Annotated in this window: 26 protein-coding genes, 3 tRNA genes and 2 pseudogenes; 11 read left to right on the top strand and 20 right to left on the bottom strand. The window is 70.2% G+C overall.

Annotated features, from left to right (window positions below):
• Positions 1-4: 4 nt before the first annotated feature.
• Complete coding sequence (locus tag ABZ471_RS09500) at positions 5-640, bottom strand: helix-turn-helix domain-containing protein (protein WP_359064254.1); 636 nt, start codon at positions 638-640, stop codon at positions 5-7.
• A gap of 102 nt (positions 641-742) precedes the next feature.
• Between ABZ471_RS09500 and ABZ471_RS09495 the strand changes: the two genes are divergently transcribed.
• A complete protein-coding gene (locus ABZ471_RS09495; protein ID WP_359064251.1) occupies positions 743-1,375 on the top strand; it encodes an SDR family oxidoreductase in 633 nt (210 codons plus the stop codon).
• 110 nt (positions 1,376-1,485) lie between these two features.
• Here the strand turns inward: ABZ471_RS09495 and ABZ471_RS09490 are convergent, their stop codons facing one another.
• The 6 genes from ABZ471_RS09490 to ABZ471_RS09465 form a co-directional block, all read right to left on the bottom strand.
• Entirely contained in the window at positions 1,486-2,541 is a 1,056-nt protein-coding gene (locus ABZ471_RS09490; protein ID WP_359064249.1) for a UDP-N-acetylmuramate dehydrogenase, read from the bottom strand.
• 157 nt (positions 2,542-2,698) lie between these two features.
• Positions 2,699-3,127 carry a MaoC family dehydratase gene (locus ABZ471_RS09485; RefSeq protein ID WP_359064247.1) on the bottom strand — a complete coding sequence of 143 codons (429 nt, stop codon included), beginning with the start codon at positions 3,125-3,127 and terminating at the stop codon, positions 2,699-2,701.
• A gap of 7 nt (positions 3,128-3,134) precedes the next feature.
• Positions 3,135-3,587 (bottom strand): MaoC family dehydratase N-terminal domain-containing protein, encoded by a 453-nt coding sequence (locus ABZ471_RS09480; protein WP_359064245.1) that lies wholly within the window; start codon positions 3,585-3,587, stop codon positions 3,135-3,137.
• A gap of 107 nt (positions 3,588-3,694) precedes the next feature.
• Complete coding sequence (gene rpmG, locus ABZ471_RS09475; RefSeq protein WP_003948671.1) at positions 3,695-3,859, bottom strand: 50S ribosomal protein L33; 165 nt, start codon at positions 3,857-3,859, stop codon at positions 3,695-3,697.
• Positions 3,860-3,947: 88 nt separating this feature from the next.
• Positions 3,948-4,020, bottom strand: a tRNA-Met gene (locus ABZ471_RS09470).
• 44 nt (positions 4,021-4,064) lie between these two features.
• Positions 4,065-4,137, bottom strand: a tRNA-Thr gene (locus ABZ471_RS09465).
• A gap of 326 nt (positions 4,138-4,463) precedes the next feature.
• On the opposite strand from ABZ471_RS09465, the gene ABZ471_RS09460 reads away from it, so the two are divergent.
• A complete protein-coding gene (locus ABZ471_RS09460) occupies positions 4,464-5,729 on the top strand; it encodes an amidohydrolase family protein (RefSeq protein ID WP_359064243.1) in 1,266 nt (421 codons plus the stop codon).
• Between the two features lie 139 nt (positions 5,730-5,868).
• Positions 5,869-6,525, top strand: coding sequence for an SDR family oxidoreductase (locus ABZ471_RS09455; protein ID WP_359064241.1), 657 nt, complete (start codon positions 5,869-5,871; stop codon positions 6,523-6,525).
• Positions 6,526-6,549: 24 nt separating this feature from the next.
• On the opposite strand, the gene ABZ471_RS09450 is transcribed toward ABZ471_RS09455, so the two are convergent.
• Positions 6,550-6,762 carry a hypothetical protein gene (locus ABZ471_RS09450; RefSeq protein ID WP_359064239.1) on the bottom strand — a complete coding sequence of 71 codons (213 nt, stop codon included), beginning with the start codon at positions 6,760-6,762 and terminating at the stop codon, positions 6,550-6,552.
• A 373-nt stretch (positions 6,763-7,135) separates the two neighbouring features.
• Here ABZ471_RS09450 and ABZ471_RS09445 point away from each other — a divergent pair, with 373 nt between their 5' ends.
• Positions 7,136-7,288 (top strand): DUF4177 domain-containing protein, encoded by a 153-nt coding sequence (locus ABZ471_RS09445; RefSeq protein WP_359064237.1) that lies wholly within the window; start codon positions 7,136-7,138, stop codon positions 7,286-7,288.
• Positions 7,289-7,411: 123 nt separating this feature from the next.
• A pseudogene (locus ABZ471_RS09440) lies at positions 7,412-7,573 on the top strand (Ku protein); the annotation flags it as partial.
• Positions 7,574-7,594: 21 nt separating this feature from the next.
• Here ABZ471_RS09440 and ABZ471_RS09435 read toward each other — a convergent pair.
• The 4 genes from ABZ471_RS09435 to ABZ471_RS09420 form a co-directional block, all read right to left on the bottom strand.
• Positions 7,595-8,029 carry a DUF6233 domain-containing protein gene (locus tag ABZ471_RS09435; RefSeq protein ID WP_359064235.1) on the bottom strand — a complete coding sequence of 145 codons (435 nt, stop codon included), beginning with the start codon at positions 8,027-8,029 and terminating at the stop codon, positions 7,595-7,597.
• 39 nt (positions 8,030-8,068) lie between these two features.
• Entirely contained in the window at positions 8,069-8,272 is a 204-nt protein-coding gene (locus tag ABZ471_RS09430) for a hypothetical protein (protein ID WP_359064233.1), read from the bottom strand.
• Positions 8,273-8,584: 312 nt separating this feature from the next.
• Positions 8,585-9,274, bottom strand: coding sequence for a histone deacetylase (locus tag ABZ471_RS09425; protein WP_359064230.1), 690 nt, complete (start codon positions 9,272-9,274; stop codon positions 8,585-8,587).
• A 25-nt stretch (positions 9,275-9,299) separates the two neighbouring features.
• Complete coding sequence (locus ABZ471_RS09420; RefSeq protein ID WP_359064228.1) at positions 9,300-9,608, bottom strand: UTRA domain-containing protein; 309 nt, start codon at positions 9,606-9,608, stop codon at positions 9,300-9,302.
• Positions 9,609-10,150: 542 nt separating this feature from the next.
• Here ABZ471_RS09420 and ABZ471_RS09415 point away from each other — a divergent pair.
• Both ABZ471_RS09415 and ABZ471_RS09410 read left to right on the top strand, forming a co-directional pair.
• Positions 10,151-10,525, top strand: coding sequence for a hypothetical protein (locus tag ABZ471_RS09415; RefSeq protein WP_359064226.1), 375 nt, complete (start codon positions 10,151-10,153; stop codon positions 10,523-10,525).
• A 540-nt stretch (positions 10,526-11,065) separates the two neighbouring features.
• Positions 11,066-11,743: a hypothetical protein gene (locus ABZ471_RS09410; protein WP_359064224.1), complete on the top strand. Its 678-nt coding sequence runs from the start codon at positions 11,066-11,068 to the stop codon at positions 11,741-11,743.
• 467 nt (positions 11,744-12,210) lie between these two features.
• On the opposite strand, the gene ABZ471_RS09405 is transcribed toward ABZ471_RS09410, so the two are convergent.
• Positions 12,211-12,669 carry an SMI1/KNR4 family protein gene (locus tag ABZ471_RS09405; protein ID WP_359064222.1) on the bottom strand — a complete coding sequence of 153 codons (459 nt, stop codon included), beginning with the start codon at positions 12,667-12,669 and terminating at the stop codon, positions 12,211-12,213.
• 131 nt (positions 12,670-12,800) lie between these two features.
• Positions 12,801-13,612, bottom strand: a protein-coding gene (locus tag ABZ471_RS09400) for an IS5 family transposase (RefSeq protein ID WP_359064220.1) whose coding sequence is annotated in 2 segments (ribosomal slippage) — positions 12,801-13,286 and positions 13,289-13,612 — 810 coding nt in all. Because the reading frame shifts where the segments join, the coding sequence is not laid out codon by codon here.
• A 370-nt stretch (positions 13,613-13,982) separates the two neighbouring features.
• Here ABZ471_RS09400 and ABZ471_RS09395 point away from each other — a divergent pair.
• Positions 13,983-16,733 carry a tetratricopeptide repeat protein gene (locus tag ABZ471_RS09395; protein WP_359064326.1) on the top strand — a complete coding sequence of 917 codons (2,751 nt, stop codon included), beginning with the start codon at positions 13,983-13,985 and terminating at the stop codon, positions 16,731-16,733.
• 723 nt (positions 16,734-17,456) lie between these two features.
• Positions 17,457-18,122, top strand: a pseudogene (locus ABZ471_RS09390) (tyrosine-type recombinase/integrase); the annotation flags it as partial.
• 174 nt (positions 18,123-18,296) lie between these two features.
• Here the strand turns inward: ABZ471_RS09390 and ABZ471_RS09385 are convergent.
• A tRNA-Tyr gene (locus ABZ471_RS09385) sits at positions 18,297-18,378 on the bottom strand.
• A 213-nt stretch (positions 18,379-18,591) separates the two neighbouring features.
• On the opposite strand from ABZ471_RS09385, the gene ABZ471_RS09380 reads away from it, so the two are divergent.
• Positions 18,592-19,080 carry a YajQ family cyclic di-GMP-binding protein gene (locus ABZ471_RS09380; protein ID WP_359064218.1) on the top strand — a complete coding sequence of 163 codons (489 nt, stop codon included), beginning with the start codon at positions 18,592-18,594 and terminating at the stop codon, positions 19,078-19,080.
• Between the two features lie 55 nt (positions 19,081-19,135).
• On the opposite strand, the gene ABZ471_RS09375 is transcribed toward ABZ471_RS09380, so the two are convergent.
• A complete protein-coding gene (locus ABZ471_RS09375; protein WP_359064216.1) occupies positions 19,136-19,402 on the bottom strand; it encodes a GlsB/YeaQ/YmgE family stress response membrane protein in 267 nt (88 codons plus the stop codon).
• A 155-nt stretch (positions 19,403-19,557) separates the two neighbouring features.
• Between ABZ471_RS09375 and ABZ471_RS09370 the strand changes: the two genes are divergently transcribed.
• On the top strand, positions 19,558-20,844 hold the full coding sequence (locus tag ABZ471_RS09370) for an amino acid permease (protein WP_359064214.1): 1,287 nt from the start codon (positions 19,558-19,560) through the stop codon (positions 20,842-20,844).
• 1 nt (position 20,845) lies between these two features.
• Here ABZ471_RS09370 and ABZ471_RS09365 read toward each other — a convergent pair whose 3' ends face one another.
• From ABZ471_RS09365 to ABZ471_RS09350, 4 genes are all read right to left on the bottom strand, one after another.
• Positions 20,846-21,238, bottom strand: coding sequence for a YccF domain-containing protein (locus ABZ471_RS09365; RefSeq protein WP_359064212.1), 393 nt, complete (start codon positions 21,236-21,238; stop codon positions 20,846-20,848).
• On the bottom strand, positions 21,235-22,098 hold the full coding sequence (htpX, locus tag ABZ471_RS09360) for a zinc metalloprotease HtpX (RefSeq protein WP_359064210.1): 864 nt from the start codon (positions 22,096-22,098) through the stop codon (positions 21,235-21,237). Before htpX ends, ABZ471_RS09365 begins: the two co-directional genes overlap by 4 nt.
• A gap of 210 nt (positions 22,099-22,308) precedes the next feature.
• The gene (locus ABZ471_RS09355; protein WP_359064208.1) at positions 22,309-23,820 is read right to left on the bottom strand and encodes an NADH-quinone oxidoreductase subunit N; all 1,512 of its coding nucleotides are present in this window, start codon (positions 23,818-23,820) and stop codon (positions 22,309-22,311) included.
• Positions 23,817-25,391, bottom strand: a complete 1,575-nt coding sequence (locus tag ABZ471_RS09350) for an NADH-quinone oxidoreductase subunit M (RefSeq protein ID WP_359064206.1) — start codon at positions 25,389-25,391, stop codon at positions 23,817-23,819. Before ABZ471_RS09350 ends, ABZ471_RS09355 begins: the two co-directional genes overlap by 4 nt.

Raw genomic sequence — 25,391 nt, 5'->3', positions numbered from 1 at the left:
GGCTTCAGGGTCGCGGCCTGCCGCCGTCCTGCGCAACGGAGATTCCCGGGGCGATCCCGCCCAGCAGGGTGCGGGCGAGCCGGACTGCGAAGTCGTCCACGAGCGGTCGTGTGCCGCTCTCGGTGGCGTCGTAGGCGAACGCGCGGTGGGCGCAGGCGCCGAGGAGGAGCGAGGCGGCCGCGAAGGTGTCGGCGTCGGCGCGGACGCGGCCGGCGGCCCGCTCGGCGCGCAGATAGGCGTCCAGGGTCTCGATCGGCATGTGCGGGCCGGCGCCGATCTTCCGCAGCGCGTCGTCGTGCCGCCGCTTGAGCTGTGTCTCGGCGAACAGGGAGGCGGCGATAGGGAAGCTCTGCTCGTAGAAGAGGGCCGCCTGGCGGGCGATCTCGGTGAGGTTCTCCTCCAGGGTGCCCTGGCCCGGCTCGGCCGCGAGGCTGCTCAGCAGCGGGGTGAGCCGGGGCAGGCGCTCGGTGAGCACCTGGACGAACAGGTCCTCCTTGCTGTCGAAGTACTTGTAGAGCGCGGCCTCGGAGCAGCCGGCCGCCCGGGCGATCTCCTTGGTCGTGGCACGGGCGAGTCCGACGGTGAGCATCAGCTCGTGGGCGGCGTCGAGGATGCGCACACGCGCCGGCTTCGTCTCCATGGGAGGTCCAATCGGGCTTGACGAGTGAGTGAATGCTTACCCACTCTAGGAGACATCGCGGTGAGTAAACGCTCACCCACCTTATGGAGCACGGGAGTCGCCATGAAGCTCACCGTTTTCGGCGCCACCGGCGGGATCGGCCAGGAGATCGTCCGGCAGGCGCTCGGCGCAGGTCACCAGGTGACCGCCGTCGTCCGCGATCCGGCCCGGCTGACCGTCACGGGGGACGCGCTGGACGTGTTCCGCGCGGACCTCACCGACCCGGAAGGGCTTCGTGCCGCCGTCGCCGGCCGGGACGCGGTCCTGTCGGGCCTCGGCGCACGCAGCGCCAAGGACGCGGGGGTGGCCGCACGGCTCACCCGTACGGTCCTCGCCGCCATGGAGGCCGAGGGCGTACGACGGCTGCTGGTGGTCAGCGCCGGCCCGGTCGGACCGGCCCCTGCGGACGACGGCTTCCTGGACCGCGGGATGCGGAGCCTGGTGTCGGCGATCCTCAAGGACGTCTACGCCGACCTGCGCGAGATGGAGAGCGAGCTGGCGGGCAGCGGCACGGACTGGACGTCGGTACGGCCGCCGCGCCTCCAGGACAAGCCGCTCACCGGCCGCTACCGCACGGTCGTCGGCGGCTTCCCGCGCAAGGGCCGCTTCATCGCGCGCGCGGACGTCGCCCACGCGATGCTCTCGATGATCGAGAACACGGGGACGGTGAAGCAGGGGGTGGGTGTCGCGTACTGAGCCCTGGCGGCCTCGGAACCTTGGGTGCCCGGGGACTTGGTTACCTTGAGACCCTTGCGCGCCCGGGGCCTTTACGCGCCCGGGCTCGGCGGGGTCACGGCCGTGTGCGGCTACAGGCTCACGCCGACCGTCACCGGCTCGTTGACCAGCGTGACCCCGAAGGCCTCGCGGACTCCGGCGACGACCTCGCGGGCCAGGGCCAGCAGGTCCTCGGTGGTGGCGCCGCCCCGGTTGGTCAGGGCGAGCGTGTGCTTGGTGGAGATGCGGGCGGGCCCGGTGCCGTACCCCTTGGTGAAGCCCGTCCTGTCGATCAGCCAGGCCGCCGAGGTCTTCGTACGGCCCTCCCCCGCCGGGTACGCGGGCGGCTCGACGCCCTCGCCCAGCCGGTCCCGCACGCGCGCGTGGAACGCGGCGAACTGCTCCTGGGTGAGGATCGGGTTGGTGAAGAAGGACCCGGCGGACCAGGTGTCGTGGTCCTCGGGGTCGAGGACCATGCCCTTGCCGGCGCGGAGCTTCAGCACGGTCTCGCGGGCCTCGGCGAGCGGCGCCCGCTCCCCCGGCTCCACACCGAGCGCCCGGGCCGCCTCGGCGTACTTGACCGGCGCCGACAGGCCGTCCGCGTCCTCCAGCTCGAAACGGACGCGCAGCACGACATAGCGACCGGGGTCGGCCTTGAAGCGGCTGTGCCGGTACGAGAAGGCGCACTCCTCGTTCGTCAGCGTGACCGTCTGGCCGGCCCGGCGGTCGTAGGCGAGCACCTCGGTGATGACCGAGGAGACCTCCTGGCCGTAGGCGCCCACGTTCTGGATCGGGGTCGCGCCTGCGGAGCCGGGAATCCCGGCCAGGCACTCGATCCCGGCGAGCCCGGCCTCCACGGTGCGGGCGACGGCGTCCGTCCAGACCTCGCCGGCCGCCAGCTCCAGCGTGCTGCCGCGCAGTTCGAAGCCGGTCGTGGCGATGCGCAGGGCGGTGCCGTCGAAGCCCTTGTCGCCGATGACCAGGTTGGATCCGCCACCGATGAGCAGCAGCGGGGTCCCCGTGTCGTCGGCGTCCCGGACGGCGGCGATCACCTCGGCGTCGGTCGTCGCGGTGACCAGCCGGGTCGCGGGGCCGCCCAGCCGGAAGGTGGTCAGCGGGGCCAGGGGGGCGTCGTGGAGTTCCTGCACGCGCTCAAGACTACGAGACGGCACGGACAGCACTGCGAGACGGCACCCGCAGCCCGCCTCTGCGACCGTCTTGACAAGAGGGCTTCCGGAGGAAGGCATACGTAAGGGGCACCCCGCCATGGCGGATGCCCCTTACCTCAGCACTTCGTACGGGCCGTCAGGCCAGTCGCACGACCGCCCGGGACATGCCCAGCACCTTCTGGCCGCCGCTCATGGCGGTCAGGTCCACGCGCACCGTGTTGTCGTCGAGCTTGGCCGCGACCTTGCCGCTGACCTCGATCACCGCGCCCTTGTCGTCGTTCGGCACGACGACCGGCTTGGTGAAGCGGACGCCGTACTCCACGACCGCGCCCGGGTCGCCGGTCCAGTCGGTGACCACCCGGATCGCCTCGGCCATGGTGAACATGCCGTGCGCGATGACGTCCGGCAGGCCGACCTCCTTGGCGAACTTCTCGTTCCAGTGGATCGGGTTGAAGTCCCCGGAGGCACCCGCGTACTGCACCAGCGTGGCGCGGGTCACGGGGAAGGTCTGCGCCGGCAGTTCGGTGCCGACCTCGACGTCGTCGTACGCGATCTTCGCCGTCATCGGTACCTCACGCCTCCTCGGCCGCGCGGGCCACGAGCTTGGTCCAGGCGGTCACCACGGGCTCGCCCGCCTCGTCGTGCACCTCGCCGCGGATGTCCAGCACGTCGTTGCCCGCGAGGGACTTGATCCCCTCGATGGTGGAGGTGACCGTGAGCCGGTCGCCTGCGCGCACGGGGCGGGTGTAGGCGAACTTCTGGTCGCCGTGCACCACACGGCTGTAGTCGAGACCGAGCTGAGGGTCCTGGACGACCTGCCCGGCGGCCCGGAAGGTGATGGAGAACACGAAGGTCGGCGGTGCGATCACATCGGAGTGACCGAACTCCTTGGCGGCCTCCGGGTCCGTGTACACGGGATTGGTCTCCCCGACCGCCTCGGCGAACTCGCGGATCTTCTCCCGGCCCACCTCATAGGGCGCAGTGGGCGGGTAGGTCCGCCCCACGAAGGACTGGTCGAGCGCCATTGGCCCGGCACCTCCTGGTCTTGGCAGCGTGTCTGTTCTCAGCCGCGTGTGAAACGACGTGAGGCCGCCCCCCAGCTTGCGGGGGCGGCCTCACGTACGAGCCTGATTTATCGCGTTTCGCGGTGCGCGGTGTGCGCATTGCAACGCGGGCAGTGCTTCTTCATCTCAAGACGGTCCGGGTTGTTACGCCGGTTCTTCTTGGTGATGTAGTTCCGCTCCTTGCACTCCACGCAGGCCAGCGTGATCTTCGGGCGGACGTCGGTGGCAGCCACGTGAGTGCTCCTAAGACGAACGGGTGAACTGATTCAACGCACAAGAGTAGCCGATCGAAGGACCGACCCCGCAATCGGCTACTGTCAGTAGCGGTGACCGGACTTGAACCGGTGACACAGCGATTATGAGCCGCTTGCTCTACCGACTGAGCTACACCGCTTTGATGAGATCGGCCCCGCCTCGCGACGGAACCTCTCACACCAGAGCCCCAAAACGGAATCGAACCGTTGACCTTCTCCTTACCATGGAGACGCTCTGCCGACTGAGCTATTGGGGCGAGCGATGAAGACATTACACGGTCCGCCGCCGTTCACCCAAATCCGTATCCGGCCGCCCTGGGCAGCCCTCTTCCCCGGTCGTTTCCCCGCCCTCCCAGCAGCCTCGCAAGCCCCGTGCCGCGCGTCCACGCGCGTGTGGAGAGCGTTCGGCGAGCACACGGGAAGGCGTCCCGCAGGGGGCGGGCCACACCGGTACGACTATTGCGCTCCTCCGCGCCCTGCACGGCTCGCCACCCTAGGCTCGACTCACTCTGCGTGATCTTGGGTCCACAGCGGCCGTGAGCCCCTGACGTGGTCCTGCCCCGAGCCCGACCCCTGGAGTCCGATGCCCGACAGCCAGCCGCAGCCGCCCCCGTCGTCGAACTCGTCAGGGCCCTCCGGACAGCCCGACCCGGCCGCCCTGCTGCTGTGCGGGGCGCGGCTCACCGACGGCCGGACCGTGGACGTACGGCTGGGCGGCGGGCGCATCGAGGCGGTCGGCACGGCCGGCAGCCTGACGCAGGGGCCGGCCCGGAAGGGCGCCGCGCGCGTGGACCTCGGCGGCTACCTGCTCCTCCCGGCCCCGGCCGAACCGCACGCCCACAGCGACACCGCGCTGTCCGCCGAGCATCCCGGACCGGTCTCGTACGCCCCCGAGGACGTCCAGCGCAGGGCCACAGAGGCGGCGCTGCTCCAACTCGGCCACGGGGCCACGGCCGTACGCGCCCACGTGCGCGTGGGCGACGTCCAGGGCCTGGGCGCGCTGGGCGCCGTACTGCAGGCGCGGCGTTCCCTGCGCGGACTCGCGGAGCTGACCACGGTCGCGATGCCACGCCTGCTGACCGGGGCGGCCGGGGCCGACGGGCTCTCGATGCTGCGGGACGCGGTCAAGATGGGCGCCTCCGTGGTGGGCGGCTGCCCGGACCTGGACCCGGACCCGACGGGCTACGTGGAGGCCGTGCTGGAGGTGGCCTCGGAGCACGGCTGCCCGGTGGACCTGCACACGGACGCCGCCGACCCGGCCCGGCTGTCCCGGATCGCGGCCATGGCGGGTGGCCTGCGCCCCGGCGTGACGATCGGTCCGTGCGCCGGTCTCGCGCGCCTGCCCGCCGAGGCTGCCACCCGCCTCGCGGAGCAGCTCGCGGCGGCCGGCGTGACGGTGGTGTGCCTGCCCCAGGGCGGTTGCGGGGGCGCGGACCGGCTGGGCACGGCCCCGGTACGGCTGCTGCGCGCGGCCGGGGTGCGGGTGGCGGCCGGCAGCGGCGCGCTCCGGGACGTGTCGAACCCGGTGGGTCGCGGCGACCCTCTGGAGGCCGCCTATCTCCTCGCATCCGCCCACGGCCTGCGCCCCGAGGACGCCTACGACGCGGTGAGCGCCTCGGCCCGCGCGGTCCTGGGCCTGCCCGAGGTCCGCGTGGAGGCCGGTTTCCCCGCCGAACTCCTCGCTGTACGCGGCGATCGACTGTCGGGCGCCCTCTCGCTCGCCTACAGCCGCATCGTGGTGCACCGGGGGCGTGTGGTGGCCCGCACGAGCGCGGTCCGCGAGTACTGCAACTCGGCGGCAGCGGCGGAACTGGGGCTGCCGCGGCAGGGGCGCAAGGAGTTGTCCTGAGGGGGCGCCCGTTTTCACGTGGGGCGCGTGTTCCCGCGTGCGCGCCCCAGATCATGCACCGATGCGCCCCTGCGCCACGGCGCGCTCTCGGCCGTAACTCGTGCGGCGGATGCGCCTCTTCGGGCGTACGGTCGGAATCATGCGCATTGTCATCGCTGGTGGTCATGGTCAGATCGCGCTGCGGCTGGAGCAACTGCTCTCCGCGCGCGGGGACGAAGTAGCAGGGATCATCCGCAAGGCCGAGCAGGGCGACGATCTGCGGGCGGCCGGCGCCGAACCGGTCCTGCTCGACCTGGAGTCCGCTTCGGTGGACGAGGTGTCCGCACGGCTGCAGGGCGCGGACGCGGCGGTCTTCGCGGCGGGCGCGGGCCCTGGCAGCGGTACGGCTCGCAAGGACACGGTGGACAAGGGTGCTGCGGTGCTGTTCGCGGACGCGGCCGTCCGCGCGGGCGTTCGCCGTTTCGTGGTGGTCTCCTCGATGGGCGCGGACCCCGCACACCGGGGCGACGACATCTTCGACGTGTACCTGCGCGCCAAGGGCGAGGCCGACGCGTACGTCACCCGGCAAGAGGCCCTCGACTGGACGATCCTGCGCCCCGGTGCGCTGACGAACGACGCAGGCACAGGCCTGGTCCGGCTGGAGGCCCACACCGGACGCGGCCCGATCCCCCGGGACGACGTGGCGGCCGTACTGGCGGACCTGGTGGAGACCTCGGCGACGGCCGGTCTGACGCTGGAGCTGGTCGGCGGGTCGACGCCGGTGTCGGTCGCGGTGAAGTCGGTCGCGGGGAACTGAGGCCGTCCGCCGACCGTTCACCCGTCAGAACAGAGGCAGCTGCCCGGGAAAGTCCGGCACGGCGTACCCGTCCAACGCCGGCTGGACCGCCCCGAGTTGGGCCTGCCGACGCGACCCGGAGCACGAGACGAGTTCCCCGACCTCCCGCGCCCCGGGCGGGTCGTGCCGCGCGAAGCGCCCCGCGACGACGGCAATCTCGCGACGGCACACAGGACAGGTTCTGCGACGGGAGGCCATGCCGTCAGTGTGCCCGCCGCACGCCTGAACGAGGGTGCGCAGGGTCGGAGTTGCGCGGGCCGGAGTGCGGCAGCACCCGCTGCGTGCCGGAATCGTCTCGACGGACTCGGCGAACACTGTGCACCGGGCAAACGAAGAGACCCCTCCGACCGCGTTTCCGCAGTTGGAGGAGGTCTTCCCCAGTGTGGCGGCGCCAGGATTCGAACCTGGGAAGGCTGAGCCGGCAGATTTGCACTCTCCCTTGGCCGCCCCAACCACTGGCGTCCTGACCTGCACGAGTGCCGTCACAAGCCTGAGTGCGTGGTCCGCTCGGCCGCGTGTCGTCCACACAAGTCTGTGCTTCGTTGCGAATCGCGGGAGGGAGCACAAGTTCGTGATCTTCAGCCCTCCGCGGGAGCCGGAGATCACCAAGATGCTCGAGGAGCATGGCCGTCAGGGCTGGCAGCTTGTGAGCCATGCCATTCACGGCGCCGACAACAGCGGATACGTGCACAGCCTGAGTTTTGCGTTCAAGCGGCCCAAATGAACGTTTGAAGCGTGACGACTGCGGCAATTGCAGGCATGCGGGGTGTATGAACCCTCATAGGGCTGGTGGCGCTTGGGGCTACTGCGGAGATTTCCCATGCCCTGAACCAACTGGTCCGGCGCCATCAGCTTCCGTCTCGTGACGGTGCCGATCAACGTGGTCGACGCGACGGAGGACCACAGCATCCGCTTCCGCTTCCGCTTCCGCCAGTACTACCTGGAGGACATGGGTCGAGTGCGGGTGCGCAAGGTGTGCGAGTTGGAGGACCGCGGGGTCAGCCAGGACGGCCGCACAACACCTAGTCGGCTAGTCGGCCAGGTCGAGCGTCTTGTCCGGCGCGCAGAACTCGCACGGGGTGAGGTAGCCGAGAGGGTCACGGAGCGCGATGCGGATCTGGTCCGGTGTGACGAAGGACGTCTTGCGTCGGGGCATGGTGCAGTCGGCTAGGTGATAGAGCGCGGGCAAGTGGTGCTTCGGATGATTCTTCGGCTCGACGACGTATGCGGTCGGCGGGGGGCCACTGGAGTCGGGTTCGCCGGCGGGCGGTGGCGCTGGGCGCTGTGGCCGGGATGGCCGATGCGGCGAGGGTGCGGCTTGCCGTTCGGCGGCGGCGAAGGCTTTGCGAATGGCTTCGCGTTGGAGCCGAAGGTAGATGGCAACGGTCTCGTTCTCAGCGATCCTCTCGTCCAGGTACGCGAGGATCGCCCGGAGCCGACGAGGGTCAGGCGGCAGCAGGGACATGACGCGCACCATCCCCGCACGCGATGAGGCCACTCATCGTCAGCCCCTTCCTCCCTGCGTGGGGGCGAACAGCGCCGCCCGAGCAGTCATCCCGCGCCCCTGCCAGTACGGGTGGAACAGCACCTCCGAGGACAGGCGGATCAGCCGCCGCCGCAGCGCCGTGCGCGGGCATGCGGCGAGCTGCCGGTAGGCGGCGTGCCACTCCTCTTGTGCCTGGGCGAGGTCGTCGGGGATCGGTCGCATGACCAAATTCAAGCATGTGTTCGATTTTTGGCGCGAGCGGAACCTACGCACGACGACGGCCCCGGTAAATCGGGTGCCAGGCGAGGGAGGGGCGCACTACGGTAGGCATCGTTCAGGTGCGAAGGCTGCGGCTACTTCGCCTGTCAAGCGGGTAACGCGGGTTCGAATCCCGTCATCGGCGCTTTGCCGATGTCGTTCAGCGGCCTAGGACGCCTTACGTCGCCGTCGCCGACTTCGATCTCTGAACGCTTACGGCACGAGCCGCCCGCAACGGGGGATACCTGCGGGCGGCTTCGTCGTGCTCATCCCGCCCTACTCCAGGATGCCCAGCTCGGTGTCATCGTCGCGCAGCAGGTCAGCCACGGCCTGCTGCGACCATTGATCCAGGGCGCCAGGGCAAGCCGCCACGTATTCAGCGATCGCTACCAGATCCCAGGCGCCAGATGACAGGAGCCCTGTCGCCAGGAACCGCACGTAAGCGGGCGAAGGAGCCACCCACGGAACATCGCTCATGCCCCAGGGTGCCGTGAAGGTCAGCACGGGAAGGCCCTCGATCTGCCCAGCGCACACCAATGTCTCGTAGCGCCCCTCGCCCAAGACGACCCGGCCCTGTGTCAGCACGTCATCCAAATTCAGCCCCGCCCCGGGTTCCCTGTACATCTCTTGGGCGGCGATATCGGAAAACTGGTCGGTGGTGACCAGGTGCGCTCTTGCTAGCACGCAACCGCTCGCCTGCGGGTCGTAGAAGGCCCTGCCACCGCCCCACACAGGAGACTCGGTGGCGAAGTACATGGCCCCGTTCAGCTCGACGGGGACGGATCGCTCTGGCATGGACGGGTTGCGGCACCCCGGGTACTCCCTCGCCGCGCCGGGCGGTCGGCCACCTTGGATGTACGCGGCGAGCCGGTCTAGGTGCACGTTCGAGCCGTACGAGGTGTACCAAACCCGCTCGGGGTGTCGGTCGGTCGGCAACGTTGGATCGATGCTGTGCAGGGCCTTCACTCTTGTTCGCTCCTGAGAGACGCGCTCACTCCGCCGAAACGTCGTAGCTGATGACATGACGGTCTCCAGGAAGGATCGTGATCATTACTCGTAGGGGACGGTCGTTCTTGTCGTAGCCCGTGCGCATGTGCACCGCCACAGGAGTGGCCGACGGCAGCGAGAGCTTCTCGATCTCCGTGCGAGTCGGCATCCGCACGGAGATCGCATCCCGATAGCGGACCTGGATGAGGCCCACGCTGGCCAACACGCCACCTGGAGCCGACACGTCTTCCGGCAGCATGAGCGGCGTGCCCCGGACCAGTTCCTCAGGAAAGTAGGAGTCACTCAGGGCCAACGGGACTGGTGCCGCGTCCGCGACTCCAGCACGGACCAGTCCCAGACCGCGGGAGCCAAGCGGCGACGAACTCGGAGTCGTTCCTCACCCTGGGCCTGGCGGAGAGCCGCCCGGTCCAGCTCAGTACGGCGGCCCGCGAGGGCAAGCCTTCTTCAACTCCCTGGAGTACGCCGTGGAGGCCGAACTCCTTGCCGATAACCCCCTCACCCGCATCAAGCGGAAGGCACCGGAGCAGGTGGCGGAGGAAGTGGACCCCGAGTGCGTGCCGAACCTGAGCAGGCAGCCAAGCTGCTCGCAGCCGTGCGGGACCAGAGCCCCCGTGGCCGCCGTCTCGTGACGTTCTCCGGCTGTATCTACTACGCGGCGGCGCGGCCGGCCGAAGTCATCGGTCTGCGGCGCCGGGACTGCGACCTGCCCCGGCGCGGGTGGGGGTTGCTCCGACTGAGGGAAACCCGCGCGCGCTCCGGCGCGGCCCGGACGGACAGCGGCGAGGCGCATGACAAGCGCGGGCTGAAGCACCGCCCCGACGTGCCGTCCGGCACGTGCCGATCCCGCCCGAACTGGTCGCCCTGCTGCGGTGGCACCTCACCGCGTACGGCACGGCTCCCGACGGTCGGGTGTTCCAGACGATGCGGGGCGGGCTGATTCAGGACACCGGCTACGACGAAGTCTCGGCCGAGGCTCGTGAACGGGCCCTGACCCCAGACGAGTTCGAGTCGATACTGGCCAAGCGCCCTTATGATCTTCGCCACGCGACGGTGTCCACCTGGTGCAGTTCCGGGGTGGAGCCTCAACTCGTGGCAGAGCGCGCCGGCCACAGCGTGGCCGTCCTGTTCAGGGTGTACGCCAAGTTCCTCAAGGACGGAGACGAGGCAGCCAACGCCAAGATCTCCGCTCGGCTTCGGCAGGCCGGGTGACGGGCCAAGAATCCCGTCCACACTCCGTCCACGCACTCCGAGATCGGGCGTTCGAACCCGAGACAGCGTGAGACACCACGCCGATCTCCAGGGCACACGACAAGGACCCCGTGACCTGTTGTTCTCACAGGTCACGGGGCCCTTGTTCCCGTGTGGCGGCGCCAGGATTCGAACCTGGGAAGGCTGAGCCGGAAGATCTACAGACCGCGCGGCAGAGAGCCCATGGCCTGGCCTTACGGCGGCCTGGCAGCCGGGCGCCCCATGGATGCCCCACTGCCCGGCAAGCGACAGTAAGCCTGCTTTCCCTGGCCCGGCCTGGCAGCCCGGTAGGTCCCGGGCCCAAGCGAGCGGGGATGTTGCGAAGTGATGTCGCGCGGCGTGCAACCCGCCGTGAGTGTGTGGGAGTACCTACGGGCGGACGTCCAAGCCGCGGCCACCGCTCCTGGTGGTCGCTGCAGGTCGGCACGCGGGCCCAGCGCGCCGGCCGTCGAGGACCGCCCGGCGTGGCGTCGGGCGTCAGCTTTGAAGGAGAAATGCTCCGTGGCTCTCAGTTTTGCCAGGAAGGCAGCCATAGCGGCCGCCGCAGTCGCCGCGCTCGGAGGGGTCTCGTTCGGTGCCTCCGCGAGCGAGGCGGCGTCGGACCCGGCCGTCCACCCGGCGTCCGCACCCGCCTCCGTCGTTGCCAAGCGGTCTGCTTCGGCTCACCGGCAGGTGCCTCAGGTGGTCACGCAGGTGATCGGCAGGGGCCGAGTGGACGGGCACCGTTGGTCGGTGGCACTGGAGTTCCACCGGACACTGCCCAAGGGCTACACCCTGCCCACACTCCCCGACGGAACCACGGCGCCGGGCACATCACTGCTGTGCCAGCGCATGTACATCGGCGGCGTCCGCATCGACCACCAGGGCGGCCCCTGGGCCGACTGCCAGGCTGTCACCGGCACACAGGACCCTCACGCCGCAGGCGAAATGGGACTGTGGGGCCTGCACGACAAGGGCCTCAGCGGCAGCCGACTCATGGTCTCCAACCCCGAAGCCGACGTCGCCTACGGCGTGATCTCCCTCTCTGACGGCACCCAGGTCAAAGCCACCACCGTCACCGTCCCCGGCACCACCTACCGCGCCTGGGCCGCCCCCATCCCCGACGGACGCACCATCACCTCAGTCGACCAGTACGACACCCACCACAACCGACTCACCCACGACACCAACTGGCACTGACCAGCGCCGCCAGTAGGTCTGGAATCCTGCATTCCAGCGGGCGACGCTGCCGCACACGGAGGCGCGAGTACGGCCGCGTGTTCCAGACCCCGCGCGGAGGACCAGTGCAGGACACCGGCTAGGCCGGGCCGGAAGCCCGCACAGCGGCGTTGACCACACTCAAGCCGGGCCGGCGCCAAGGGCGAACGCCAAGACCTCAGCCCGCCCGCGGCACGCGGGGGGGCGCGCCGGAAGTCCCGTCCGCGCTCCGTCCATACACATCGAGACGGGGCGCTCGAACACGAGACGGCGTAGGGCAGTCGGTTGATCACTCGCGAGCACGACAAAGGCCCTGTGACCTGCTGTATTCGCAGATCACAGGGCCCTTGTTCCGTGTGGCGGCGCCAGGATTCGAACCTGGGAAGGCTGAGCCGACAGGTTTACAGCGGGCTAACAGCGGCTAACAGAATGAATGTCGAGGACTGCGGCTACAGGTGGTCCGGCCCGCCGTCGGCGACGAACCGTGCCAGGGATCGCTCCAGCAGTTCCAGGAACTGCCGCAGGTCATCGGCCACCTTGTCGAGTTCCGGTTCGTCCAGCGACGCCGTCCGCGTCCGGTAGACCGTCCCATCAGGGCCAGCGACATAGGACAGGCCGCCGCCATTCGAGCCAATGACCAGGCCACCGGCCGTCTGGTCCACTTCGACAGCGACAACGCCGTACTCCTGGATCCGCAGCAGGACGTCACGTGCCGGGTCGAGGAAGTAGCCGTTGCCGACGTCTGCCCAAGTGACGTCGCCGATGCTGTCGTAGAAGGTGACCAAGTCAGCTGGAATGAGGCTCACCTGGGCGAGCGTGCGAGCCGCGGCTTGATCGTCGCGGTTGGCCGGCCGGACCACGTTGGCGCCTGGGGGAAAGCCGTGCCGACGCTCGAACTCGCCTGTCATTTCCGTCAGGGTCCCCGAGACTCTGTCGGCCCACGTGGCCAGCCAGGCGGACGAAAGCGAACGGTCACTCATGAGGCCGGATCATGGCATGAGCCACGGACATCCGGGGGTAACGACCTTGCATTCCAATGTCAGCGCAATGCCCTGAGCTGTCGGTGGGTGATGAGGCAGCAGGCGAGCTTCAGGAACGCTTCGTGGATGTCGGCTCGCCGTTCCCATCGGATCCGCAGGCGTCGGAAGCCGTGCAGCCAGGCAAAACTCCTTTCCACGACCCAGCAGTAGGTACCCAGCCCAGTGCCGTGTGGAGTGCCGCGTCGGGCGATCGCGGGCACGATGCCGCGGGCCCGGACCTGGTCGCGGTAGACGTCGTGGTCGTAGCCACGGTCCGCGAACAGCGAGTCCGGCTTGCGGCGGGGACGGCCGACCCGGCCGCGGACCGGTGGGATCGCTTCGAGTAGGGGCAGCAGTTGGGTGACGTCGTTGCGGTTGCCGCCGGTCAGCAGGACCGCGAGCGGGGTGCCGTGCCCGTCAGTGATCAAGTGATGTTTGGAGCCGGCTCGGCCCCGGTCGACCGGCGAGGGACCCGTCTGACTCCCCCTTTTAGCGCCCTGACGTGGGAGGAGTCGACCACGCAGCGGGACCAGTCCAGCCGCGAGGCCGCGTTCAGTTCGGCCAGCAGAACCTCGTGCAGCCGCTGCCAGACGCCGGCCTGGTTCCAGTCCCGTAAGCGCCGCCAGCACGTCATGCCCGAGCCGAAGCCGAGGCCCTGCGGCAGGTACTCCCACTGGATCCCGGTGTGCAGCACGTACAGGATCCCGCACAGCACCTGCCGGTCCGGCAGCGGCTTGCGGCCCGGGTGCCGAAAGCGTCGCTCGCGCTGCGGCAACAGCGGTTCCAGGCGATCCCACAGGTCATCCGACACGATCCACGGCGACGTCCCCACACAGGACCGAACGCTCAACTATCGGCCCGGACACGGTGACCAGGGCCGATCCACCTCATTGTGTTAGCCGTTGTAAGTCCGCTATCCGTGACCTGCAGGCTTGCCCCTGCGTGCTGCTGAGGGATGCCTGGGGGAATCAGCGTCTGTTCCAGGTCTGCTCTGTGTCGCGAACTGCCGGTGGCCGGGGTGGGTGCGCGGGTACGGTCGGGGTGCTGGGTCCGACCGTGTTCGGGGGGTTTTGGTGGCGGGCGGGGAGGCGCCGTACGGCGCTGAGGGTGGGGACCACGTTGACTTCCGTGGCGGTGTGTTCACCGGCCGGGTCACGGGCAAGGAGGATGTACACCACCACTACTACGGCGCCCGGCGTCCCATGGCCGTGTGGCCGCATCAGGTGGGGGTGATCCCGCCGCGGGCGGGTTGTTTCCAGACCCGCGCTGAAGTGGTTCGGCTGCGTGAGGCGCTCACGGGTGGACAGGCCGCGGTCCTGGTGGGGCAGGACACGGTGCGCGGTCAGGTGCTGGCCGGGATGGGTGGGGTCGGCAAGACCCAGCTGGCCGCGGACTACGCCCGCACAGCCTGGCAGGCCGGTGAGCTGGACGTGTTGGTGTGGATCACCGCGAGCAACGCCACCGCAGCCGCCTCCGGGTATAGGCAGGCCGCCGTGGAGATCCTGGGCGCCGACCCGGTCGACCGGGAAACGGCGGCCCGCACGTTTTTGGCCTGGCTGGAACCCAAGGCAAACGCCGCGCCGTGCCGGTGGCTGGTCGTCCTCGACGACGTCACTGACCCCGCCGACCTGAACGGGCTGTGGCCGCCGGCCGGCCCGCACGGCCGCACCCTGGTCACCACCCGCCGCCAGGACGCCGCCCTGGCCGGCCGTCTGATCAAGGTCGGGCTCTTCACCGAGGCCGAATCCCTCGCCTACCTCACCTCCGCACTGGGCGCCCGTAACCGTCACGAGCCCGACGAACAGCTCACCGCGCTCGCCCAGGACTTAGGGCACCTGCCTCTCGCGTTGTCGCAAGCCGCTGCCTACCTCATCGACGCCGGCATCAGCGCCGCCGCCTACCGAGCCCTGCTGGCCGACCGCGCCACCCTGCTCGCCGACGCCGCCCCGGAGGTCCTGCCCGACGGCCAGACCCAGACCGCAGCGGCAGCCTGGTCACTGTCCGTCGACCGCGCCGACACCCTGCGCCCGGCCGGCCTGGCCCGCCCGATGCTCCAGCTCGCCGCGTTCCTCAGCCCCAACGGCATCCCCGAAACCGCTCTGACCAGCGCTCCTGCCCTCGCCCACTTAACCCAGCACCGCACCGAAGACGGCTCTCAGACAACGCCCCAGCACATGTCGCAGCCAGAAGAGCGGGACAAGACTCCCGCGTCTGTCACTGCGGCCGAGGCGGTCGGTGCCCTGCGAGCGCTGGATCGGCTCAGCCTCATCGACCACACCCCCACCACCCCGCATCAAGCCGTCCGCATCCACCAGCTCATTCAGCGCGCCACCCGTGACTCGCTCGCCCCCGGCCAGCACGACCGGCTCGCCCGCACCGCCGCCGACGCCCTCCTGGCCGCCTGGCCCGCCGTCGAACGCGACACCGAACTCGTCCAGGCTTTGCGCGCCAATGCCACCACCCTCACCCGCGCCGCCGGAGATGCCCTGTACCAGCCCGACGCGCATGCGGTGCTGTATCGGGCCGGACGAAGCCTCGGCGAAGCCGGCCAGGTCACGGCCGCTGCAGCCCACTTCCATCGCCTGACCGAGACCACCGGCCACCTCCTCGGCCCCGACCACCCCGACACCCTGGCCGCCCGCAGCAACCTCGCCCACTGGCAGGGGCAGACGGGAGACGCAGCCGGCGCCGCAGCCGCGTACGAGCAGCTGCTGGCCGACCGGCTGCGGGTGCTGGGTGAGGACCACCCCGCCACCCTGACCGCCCGCCACGAGCTCGCCTACTGGCGGGGGAAGGCGGGAGACGCGGCCGGCGCCGCAGCCGCGTTCGAACAGCTACTGGCCGACCGGCTGCGGGTGCAGGGTGAAGACCACCCCGACACCCTGAACGCCCGCAGCAACCTCGCCCGGTGGCGGGGGGAGACGGGAGACCCGGCCGGCGCCGCAGCCGCGTACGAGCAGCTACTGGCCGACCAGGTACGGGTGCTGGGTGAGGACCACCCCCACACCCTGACCACCCGCAGCAACCTCGCCCGGTGGCGGGGGGTGGCGGGGGACGCGGCGGGCGCCGCAGCCGCGTACGAGCAGCTACTGGCCGACCAGGTACGGGTGCTGGGTGAGGACCACCCCCACACCCTTACCACCCGCCACAACCTCGCCCGGTGGCGGGGGGAGACGGGAGACGCGGCCGGCGCCGCAGCCGCGTTCAAGCAGCTACTGGCCGACCGGCTGCGGGTGCAGGGTGAGGACCACCCCGACACCCTGGCCGCCCGCCACGAGCTCGCCCGGTGGCGGGGGGAGGCGGGAGACCCGGCCAGCGCCGCAGCCGCGTACGAGCAGCTACTGGCCGACCGGCTGCGGGTGCAGGGTGAGGACCACCCCGACACCCTGACCGCCCGCCACGAGCTCGCCCACTGGCAGGGGAAGGCGGGAGACCCGGCCGGCGCCGCAGCCGCGTTCGAACAGCTACTGGCCGACCAGGTACGGGTGCAGGGTGAGGACCACCCCGACACCCTGACCGCCCGCAGCAACCTCGCCCGATGGCAGGGGGAGACGGGAGACCCGGCCGGCGCCGCAGCCGCGTACGAGCAGCTGCTGGCCGACCGGCTGCGGGTGCTGGGTGAGGACCATCCCTCCACCCTGACCGCCCGCCACGAGCTCGCCTACTGGCGGGGGAAGGCGGGAGACGCGGCCGGCGCCGCAGCCGCGTTCAAGCAGCTACTGGACGACCGAGTTCGGGTGCAGGGTGAGGACCACCCCGCCACCCTGACCACCCGCAACAACCTCGCCCACTGGCAGGGGCAGACGGGAGACCCGGCCGGCGCCGCAGCCGCGTTCAAGCAGCTACTGGACGACCGAGTTCGGGTGCAGGGTGAGGACCACCCCGCCACCCTGACCACCCGCAACAACCTCGCCTACTGGCGGGGGAAGACGGGAGAGACACCCCGCGCCTGAAGGCTGGCGGGATCCGACGCCGTCCCCGAGCCAGACGGCTCGTCGCATGGGTTGCGGGGTATTGGCGTACGCCTACGGTCCCGTTGCCCTCCACGGATGCCGCTCCTCACCGCCTTGCACTACGACGGTTTTCAAGAGCGTTGCGGTAGCGCACTGATCGTGCCCACTGACCTGCACCGATGTCCCGAGCCGCCTATGGGATCGGTCGGCTTGGCCCACAAATGGCCCACGGCGCGGCCGCGCCCGCCGCCTCTCGCAGCTCCTGTCTCTGGCGATGCTGCTCGGCTCGTACCGCGATTACGGCCTGCTCACGTGCCGCCCAGCTTGTTGCTATGCCCGCCATGGTGGTGCCACCGGCGCCCGCCAGCGCCTCGAGTACTGCCCCGGGCCCGCGCCCATGGTGGGGAGTGTTCCTGACGGTGGTCGTCGTTGTCAGGTGTTCCCGCCGGCAGGCGTCATGACGGGGAGTCTTCTTTCACGTGGTACGGGCTCAGCCCGGACAAGGCCCGCTGGGAGCAGGAACTCAACTGCACGATGGACCTCACCCGCAGCGCCGCGGCGGACACCGCCCTCGGGACGGGGCTTATGCGATCAAGCCGATCACGGCAGTGACGAGGTTGGCGATCGGGGCGCCGACGTCGCCGACGAAGTCGGCCGCCTTCTGGATCGAATCGCTTCTCCCGGGCGCGGCAGGTGCGGGCGGAGTAGGCGAGTGCGTCGCGGATCGCCAACCCTCGTCAGGTCCGCGCATTGTTGGCAGGGGTGCGTGAGCAGGGCCCGCGCGGGCGGCACCTGGAAGCGTTCTTCGGGTGCCTGTACTACGCGGCCATGCGTTCCGCCGAGGCTTCCGGACTGCGGGTGAGTCAGTGTCACCTCCCGGAGATGGGGTGGGGGATGCTCACCCTTCGACAGGGAGTTGTCCGGGCCGGCCGGAGTTGGACCGACGACGGAACGGCGCATGAGACTCGCCATCTCAAGGCCCGTGCCAAGAAGGACTCCCGTCCGGTGCCGATCCCGCCGCACTTCGTCCGTCTGCTGCGGCAGCACATCGCCACGCACGGCACGGCGCCCGACGGCCGGCTCTTCCGGACGAATCGTGGTGGCCTGCTGCAAGAGACCGGCTACGGGGAGGTGTGGGCCAAGGCCCGGAAGGACGTGTTGAGCGAGGTGGAGACTGCCTCGCTGCTGGCCCGCCGCCCGTACGACCTCCGGCACGCCGGGGTGTCGTTCTGGCTCAGTTCCGGGGTGGACGCCATGGAGTGCGCCCGCCGGGCCGGACACAGCATCGCGGTACTGCACAAGATGTACGCCAAGGTCCTTGACCAGACCCGGGAGCGTGCGAACAGCCGGATCGACGCAGCACTTCGGGAATGGAACGAACCCGAGTGATCATGCCCACCTCCGGGGGACACCTGGGGGACACGCACTGATCAACGGTGGGATATGGGCGGTACGAGGTGAGACACGTCCACGTCCCGTCCACAGCGAATCGAACAGCGCGGGCAATGCAGAGACCCCCTCTCACCAGGCATTTAACCTGGTGAGAGGGGGTCTCTCTCAGCGTGGCGGCGCCAGGATTCGAACCTGGGAAGGCTGAGCCGGCAGATTTACAGTCTGCTCCCTTTGGCCGCTCGGGCACACCGCCGGGGTTGCTGCCGTTCGAACCGCTTTTCGGCGGCGCTCTCTGGCAACGACGTAAACGATACCCGATGCCGAGGGGTGCTTCGCCACCCGATTGATCTGCGGCCCTCAGGTCGCGGGGTGGCTAGGCTGGTGCGGATGCGGCCCGGTGTGATGCCGGGCTCGGCGGCCGCCGCCACGCACCCGATACGCCCCCCGATACAAGGAGCCACAGGACATGGCCGACTCCAGTTTCGACATCGTCTCGAAGGTCGAGCGGCAGGAGGTCGACAACGCCCTCAACCAGGCCGCCAAGGAGATCTCGCAGCGCTACGACTTCAAGGGCGTGGGCGCCTCGATCTCGTGGTCCGGGGAAAAGATCCTCATGGAGGCGAACTCCGAGGACCGGGTGAACGCTGTCCTCGACGTCTTCCAGTCCAAGCTGATCAAGCGCGGCATCTCGCTCAAGGCACTGGACGCCGGTGAGCCGCAGCTCTCCGGCAAGGAGTACAAGATCTTCGCGTCGATCGAGGAGGGCATCTCCCAGGACAACGCGAAGAAGGTGGCGAAGATCATCCGCGACGAGGGCCCGAAGGGCGTGAAGGCCCAGGTCCAGGGCGACGAGCTGCGGGTCAGCTCCAAGAGCCGCGACGATCTGCAGACTGTGATCGCCCTCCTGAAGGGCAAGGACTTCGACTTCGCGCTGCAGTTCGTGAACTACCGGTAGGACGCCGGGAGGTCAGAACAGGAAGGGTGGGCGCCCCGTGGAGCCCACCCTTCGGTCAGTCGCGCGAGTTGCCGAACAGGATGCGGTAGAGGACCAGCAGGACGAGCGAGCCGCCGATCGCGGCGGCCCAGGTCGCGCCGTCGTAGAAGTGCTTGCTGACCGGATGGTCCAGCCAGCGGGCCGAGATCCAGCCGCCGATGAACGCGCCCGCGATGCCGATGAGGGTCGTACCGATGAAGCCGCCCGGGTCACGGCCCGGCAGCAGGACCTTGGCGATGGCTCCGGCCAGGAGCCCCAGGATGATCCAACCGATGATGCTCATGCCGTGAACCTGCCCTCCCGCGCTGTACCCGTGCTGTCCCGCCGCTGAGAATCCGGTGAGGATCGGCTGTACGTCGCGCGCGTGTTCGTGCTCTGTCGATGAAGAGGACGTCGCGGGTCCACCAGCCGGTTGCGGCGATCAGTAGGGTGCGGCCCATGACACCCTCCGGCACCGGCCTGCGCCGCACCCTGGGACTACGGGACGCCGTAATCGTCGGCCTCGGCTCGATGGTCGGGGCCGGCGTCTTCTCCGCCCTGGGCCCCGCCGCGCGCGCCGCCGGGCCGGGGCTGCTGCTCGGGCTCGCCGTCGCGGCCGTGGTGGCCTACTGCAACGCCATGTCCTCGGCCCGCCTGGCCGCCCGCTATCCGGCGTCGGGTGGGACGTACGTGTACGGCAGAGAGCGTCTGGGCCCGTTCTGGGGCTATCTCGCCGGCTGGGCGTTCGTCGTCGGCAAGACGGCCTCCTGTGCGGCCATGGCGCTGACGGTGGGGGCGTATGTGTGGCCGGGGCAGGCGCACGCGGTGGCGGTGGCGGCCGTGGTGGCGCTGACCGCCGTGAACTACGGCGGCATCCAGAAGTCGGCGTGGCTGACGCGGGTGATCGTGGCCGTGGTGCTGGCCGTCCTCGCGGCCGTGGTGGTCGTGTGTCTGACGTCCGAAGAGGCCGACGCCGGACGGCTCGGCATCGGAGTGCCGTCGGGTGCGGCCGGGGTGCTTCAGGCGGCCGGTCTGCTGTTCTTCGCGTTCGCCGGGTACGCGCGGATCGCGACCCTGGGCGAGGAGGTGCGGGATCCCGCGCGCACCATTCCGCGCGCCATTCCGCTGGCCCTCGGGATCGCACTGGTCGTGTACGTGTGTGTGGCCGTGGCCGTGCTCGGTGTCCTCGGCGCCGACGGTCTGGGGCATGCGGCGGCCCCGCTGGCGGACGCGGTACGGGCAGCCGGGGTGCCGGGGCTCGTACCCGTGGTGCGGGTGGGGGCCGCGGTGGCAGCGCTGGGTTCGCTGCTCGCGCTGGTCCTCGGCGTGTCCCGGACGACGCTGGCCATGGCCCGTGACGGGCATCTGCCCCGGGCGCTGGCCGCCGTACACCCGCGGTTCCAGGTCCCGCACCGGGCCGAGCTGGCCGTGGGCGCCGTGGTCGCCGTGCTGGCCGCGACGGTGGACGTGCGCGGCGCGATCGGCTTCTCCTCGTTCGGCGTGCTGGCCTACTACGCCGTGGCCAACGCTTCCGCCTGGACGCTGAGCCGGGCCCCGTCGGCGCGGGTGGTCCCGGCCGTGGGGCTGCTGGGCTGCGCGACGCTGGCGTTCGCGCTCCCTGCGGTCTCGGTCGCTGCGGGTGCGGGAGTGCTGGCCGCGGGCGTGGCCGCCTACGGCGTACGGCGCTGGTGGGCGGGGCGCGGCTCCGGCTCGGTCGACGGGGCCGACGGGACTCCCGGGCGGTAGGTCAGCGCGTCGCGAACGGCTGGTCCGTGGGGACGATCTCGCGGCCCAGCGGCAGCAGGGAGACGGGGATCAGCTTGAAGTTGGCGACGCCGAACGGGATGCCGATGATCGTCAGGCACAGGGCGATGCCAGTGGTGATGTGAGCGAGAGCCAGCCACCAGCCGGCCAGGACCAGCCACAGCACGTTGCCGACGCAGGAGGGGGCGCCCGCGTCCCGGCGCTCGACCGTGGTGTACCCGAAGGGCCACAGGGCGTAGACGCCGATGCGGAAGGCCGCGACGCCGAACGGGATGCCGATGATCGTGATGCACAGGATCACACCCGCGAGCAGGTAGGCGAGGAACAGCCAGAAGCCGCTCAGGATGAGCCAAATAATGTTCAGGATGGTCTTCACTGGTTGCGACCTGCCATCTTTTCGAGCCGGGCGATGCGCTCCGCCATCGGCGGGTGCGTGGAGAACATCTTGGTCAGTCCCTGGCCTGCCCGGAAGGGGTTCGCGATCATCATGTGGCTCGCGGTCTCGATCCGGGGCTCGGGAGGCAGCGGAAGCTGCTGGGTACCGGCCTCCAGCTTGCGCAGGGCACTGGCCAGGGCCAGCGGATCGCCGGTGAGCTGGGCGCCCGACGCGTCCGCCTCGTACTCCCTGGAGCGGCTGATGGCCAGTTGGATGAGGCTGGCGGCGATCGGGCCCAGGATCATGATCAGCAGCAGACCGAGCAGACCGGGGCCGTCGTCGTCGTCCGAACGGCCGACCGGGATCAGCCAGGCGAAGTTGACCAAGAACATGATCACCGAGGCCAGCGCGCCGGCCACGGAGGAGATCAGGATGTCTCGGTTGTAGACGTGGCTCAGCTCGTGGCCGATGACACCGCGCAGCTCGCGTTCGTCGAGCAGGCGCAGGATGCCCTCGGTGCAGCACACGGCTGCGTTACGCGGGTTGCGGCCCGTCGCGAAGGCGTTGGGGGCCTCCGTCGGGGAGATGTACAGGCGGGGCATGGGCTGGCGGGCCTGCGTGGACAGCTCGCGGACCATCCGGTACAGCGCCGGGGCCTCGAACTCGCTCACCGGGCGGGCGCGCATCGCGCGGAGTGCCAGCTTGTCGCTGTTCCAGTACGCGTACGCGTTCGTGCCCAGCGCGATCACGACCGCCACGATCAGGCCCGTACGGCCGAAGAAGCTGCCGATGACGATGATGAGTGCCGACAGCCCCCCGAGGAGTACTGCCGTCCTTAGCCCGTTGTGCCGGCGGTGCACGGTACGCCCTCCAAGTCGTGCAGCAGGGGAACCCTTTGGTCCAGTGGACCCTCCCGCTCTGGTCAACGCCAGGCGACGGCGACAAGTTCCCTTGTGCGTGCGTCGGCACGCGTCGGCTGTACGGGTGACGTGCTCTTACGTCCTTCCGCACGCGCTTACGCCCTCCGCGCGCGTGGGAGCACGGGTGGCCCACGCGCGCGTGGCGGGCCCTCAGAACAGGCCGGTGGCCGCGAAGCGCAGGACCAGCTGGGGCGCGCCGGAGAGGGCCACGCCGAGGACGCCGGTGAGGGCGAGCGCGGCGGTGAGGGGGGCCGGGACCCGGTGCCGGGCGGGTTCGCCCTCGGGGGCGCGGAACAGCACGGCCGTCCACTGGAGGTAGTAGAAGAGGGCGATCACCACGTTGACGGCCATCACCACGGCGAGCCAGCCCAGGCCGGCGTCGACGGCCGCCGAGAACACGGTGACCTTGGCGAACAGGCCGATCACGCCCGGCGGGAGCCCGGCGAGGCACAGCAGGAAGAAGGCCAGGAGAAGGGCCGCGCCGGGGTGGGAGGCGTACAGGCCCCGGTAGTCGCTGATCCGGTTCAGGGACTTCGTACGGCCCACCAGGGCGGCCACCGCGAAGGCGCCGAGGTTCACGGCGGCGTACATGAGGGCGTATGCGACCGTGGAGCCGATCGCCTTCTGACCGTCCTTGACGTATCCGGCGGCGGCGATGGGCACCAGGAGGTAGCCGGCCTGACCGACGGAGGACCAGGCGAGCAGGCGTACGGCGCTGTACGCGCGCGTGGCCTGCTGGCGCAGGGCGCCGACGTTGCCGACAGTCATGGTGAGGGCTGCCAGGGCGGCGAGCGCGGGCCCCCAGACGTCCGCGTACGACGGGAAGGCGACGACGGTGACGAGGATCAGGCCCGAGAAGCCGACCGCCTTGCCGACGACGGACAGGTAGGCGGCGATGGGCAGCGGCGCGCCCACGTAGGTGTCGGGAACCCAGAAGTGGAACGGGACGGCGGCCGTCTTGAAGGCGAAGCCGACGAGGGTGAGGACGACGCCGGTCTGGGCGAGGGTGTGGAGCTGTCCGTCGACGTGCTGGATCCGCTGGGCGACCTGGGTGAGGTAGAGGGTGCCCGTCGAGGCGTACACGAAGCTGATGCCCATCAGGCTCACCGCGGTGGCGGTGACCGAGGACAGGAAGAACTTCAGGGCCGCCTCGGAGGACCGCTTGTCGCCGTGCCGGATGCCGACGAGGGCGAAGGCGGGCAGGGAGGCGACCTCCAGGGCGACGATCAGCGTGGCCAGGTCGCGGGAGGCGGGCAGCAGGGCGGCGCCGGCCGCGGAGGACAGCAGCAGGAACCAGAACTCCCCCGCCGGGACGCGCCGCTGGTCGTCCCTCAGGTTCGTGACCGACAGCAGGGCCACCAGCAGGGCGCCGCCGAGGACGAGGAACTGGATGACGAGGGTGAAGTGGTCGGCGGTGTAGCTGCACACGCCCGCGTGACCGGTCAGGCAGAAGGTGCTGCGGTCGCCGTCCAGCAGCGGCAGCAGCATCAGCGTGGCGGCGGCGAGGCCGGCTACGGAGGCCCAGCCGAGTAGGGGCTTGCGCGCCTCGGGGACGAACAGGTCGGCGACGAGCACGGCGAGCGCGACCACCGCGGCGAGGGTGGGCGGCGCGATCGCGAGCCAGTCGACGGACTGGACCGCGGACTGGGCCAGGGCGCTCATCGGGTGCCTCCTGCAAGGAGCTGCTGCACGGCCGGGTCGGTCAGGCCGAGCAGGGCCCTCGGCCACAGTCCGGCGACGACGGTGAGGGCGACCAGCGGGGTCCAGGCCGCGAACTCGTAGCTCTGGACGTCCGCGAGCCTCGGCATGTCCTGCGGTGCGGCGCCCATGCACACCCGGCGGACCACGATCAGCATGTACGCGGCCGTCAGCAGGGTGCCGAACGCGCCGATCGACATGAAGGTGAGGAACGCGGGCCGACTGAGGTCGGCGGCGGGGTTGAACGCGCCGAACAGGGCGAGCATCTCGCCCCAGAACCCGGCGAGTCCGGGCAGGCCGAGCGAGGCCACGGCACCGAAGGCGAGCAGTCCGCCGAAGCGCGGGGCCCTGCCGTAGAGGGCGGCGCCGGTCTCCTCGGCAAGGGTGTCGAGGTCGGTGCTGCCCGTGCGGTCCTTGAGCGCGCCGACCAGGAAGAACAGCAGGCCGGTGATGAGTCCGTGGGCGATGTTGGCGAAGAGGGCACCGTTCACACCGGTCGGGGTCATGGTGGCGATGCCCAGCAGGACGAAGCCCATGTGGCCGACCGAGGAGTAGGCGATCAGCCGCTTCAGGTCGCCCTTCGCGCCCTGCTTCGCGAGGGCCAGGCAGGCCAGGGACCCGTAGATGATCCCGACCACGGCGAACGCGGCGAGGTAGGGCGCGAACGTGTGGAAGCCGTCCGGCGCGATCGGCAGCAGGATCCGGACGAACCCGTACGTACCCATCTTCAGCAGGACACCGGCCAGCAGGACCGAGCCGACGGTCGGGGCGGCGGTGTGGGCGTCGGGCAGCCAGCTGTGCAGCGGCCACATCGGCGTCTTGACCGCGAGCCCGATCCCGATCGCCAGAACCGCGATGACCTGCACGGATGTGGTCAGCGACCGGCCGTTGTCAGTGGCGAGTGCCACCATGTCGAACGTGCCCGCCTTGATTCCGATCAGGAGCAGGCCGAGCAGCATGACGACGGAGCCGAGCAGCGTGAACAGGATGAACTTCCACGCGGCCCGGGTCCGGCCCTCGCCGCCCCAGCGGGCGATGAGGAAGTACATCGGGATGAGCACCATCTCGAACGCGAGGAAGAACAGCAGCAGGTCGAGGACGGCGAAGGTCGCGAGGGTGCCGGACTCGAGGAGGAGCATCAGCGCGACGAACGCCTTCGGGGACGGGCCCGCTGGCGGCTTGAAGTACGAGTAGAGCGCGCAGAGGAAGGTCAGCAGCGCGGTCAGGACCAGAAGGGGGAGGGAGATGCCGTCGATGCCGAGGTGGATCCGCACGTCGAGCGCCGGGATCCAGCTGATGTCGGTCGTGGCCTGCATCTTCGACGGATGGTCGTGGTCGAAGCCGAGCGCGAGGACGATCGCGGCGATGAGGATCACGCCGGTCACGGTCACACCGTGCCGCAGCACGGCCTGCTCGGGCGACTTCCCCTTCAGTCCGGGCGGGGCCGGCAGGAGAGCGGCGACGGCGCCGAGAAGCGGGCCGGCGACGACGAACGCCAGAAGAAACTGCATCACGGACTCGTTGATATCGATCAC

Origin of the sequence: Streptomyces sp. NPDC005728, from assembly GCF_040630895.1 — a bacterium.
Classification (GTDB): Bacteria; Actinomycetota; Actinomycetes; order Streptomycetales; family Streptomycetaceae; genus Streptomyces.
Note: the sequence above shows the minus strand (reverse complement) of the source record. Positions and strands in the feature narration are given on the sequence as shown.

Coding starts and splice junctions, on each gene's coding strand:
- ABZ471_RS09500 (WP_359064254.1), bottom strand. CDS start 640: ATGGAGACGAAGCCGGCGCGTGTGCGCATCCTCGACGCCGCCCACGAG.
- ABZ471_RS09495 (WP_359064251.1), top strand. CDS start 743: ATGAAGCTCACCGTTTTCGGCGCCACCGGCGGGATCGGCCAGGAGATC.
- ABZ471_RS09485 (WP_359064247.1), bottom strand. CDS start 3,127: ATGACGGCGAAGATCGCGTACGACGACGTCGAGGTCGGCACCGAACTG.
- ABZ471_RS09480 (WP_359064245.1), bottom strand. CDS start 3,587: ATGGCGCTCGACCAGTCCTTCGTGGGGCGGACCTACCCGCCCACTGCG.
- ABZ471_RS09460 (WP_359064243.1), top strand. CDS start 4,464: ATGCCCGACAGCCAGCCGCAGCCGCCCCCGTCGTCGAACTCGTCAGGG.
- ABZ471_RS09455 (WP_359064241.1), top strand. CDS start 5,869: ATGCGCATTGTCATCGCTGGTGGTCATGGTCAGATCGCGCTGCGGCTG.
- ABZ471_RS09450 (WP_359064239.1), bottom strand. CDS start 6,762: ATGGCCTCCCGTCGCAGAACCTGTCCTGTGTGCCGTCGCGAGATTGCC.
- ABZ471_RS09435 (WP_359064235.1), bottom strand. CDS start 8,029: ATGTCCCTGCTGCCGCCTGACCCTCGTCGGCTCCGGGCGATCCTCGCG.
- ABZ471_RS09430 (WP_359064233.1), bottom strand. CDS start 8,272: ATGCGACCGATCCCCGACGACCTCGCCCAGGCACAAGAGGAGTGGCAC.
- ABZ471_RS09405 (WP_359064222.1), bottom strand. CDS start 12,669: ATGACAGGCGAGTTCGAGCGTCGGCACGGCTTTCCCCCAGGCGCCAAC.
- ABZ471_RS09395 (WP_359064326.1), top strand. CDS start 13,983: ATGGCCGTGTGGCCGCATCAGGTGGGGGTGATCCCGCCGCGGGCGGGT.
- ABZ471_RS09380 (WP_359064218.1), top strand. CDS start 18,592: ATGGCCGACTCCAGTTTCGACATCGTCTCGAAGGTCGAGCGGCAGGAG.
- ABZ471_RS09375 (WP_359064216.1), bottom strand. CDS start 19,402: ATGAGCATCATCGGTTGGATCATCCTGGGGCTCCTGGCCGGAGCCATC.
- ABZ471_RS09370 (WP_359064214.1), top strand. CDS start 19,558: ATGACACCCTCCGGCACCGGCCTGCGCCGCACCCTGGGACTACGGGAC.
- ABZ471_RS09355 (WP_359064208.1), bottom strand. CDS start 23,820: ATGAGCGCCCTGGCCCAGTCCGCGGTCCAGTCCGTCGACTGGCTCGCG.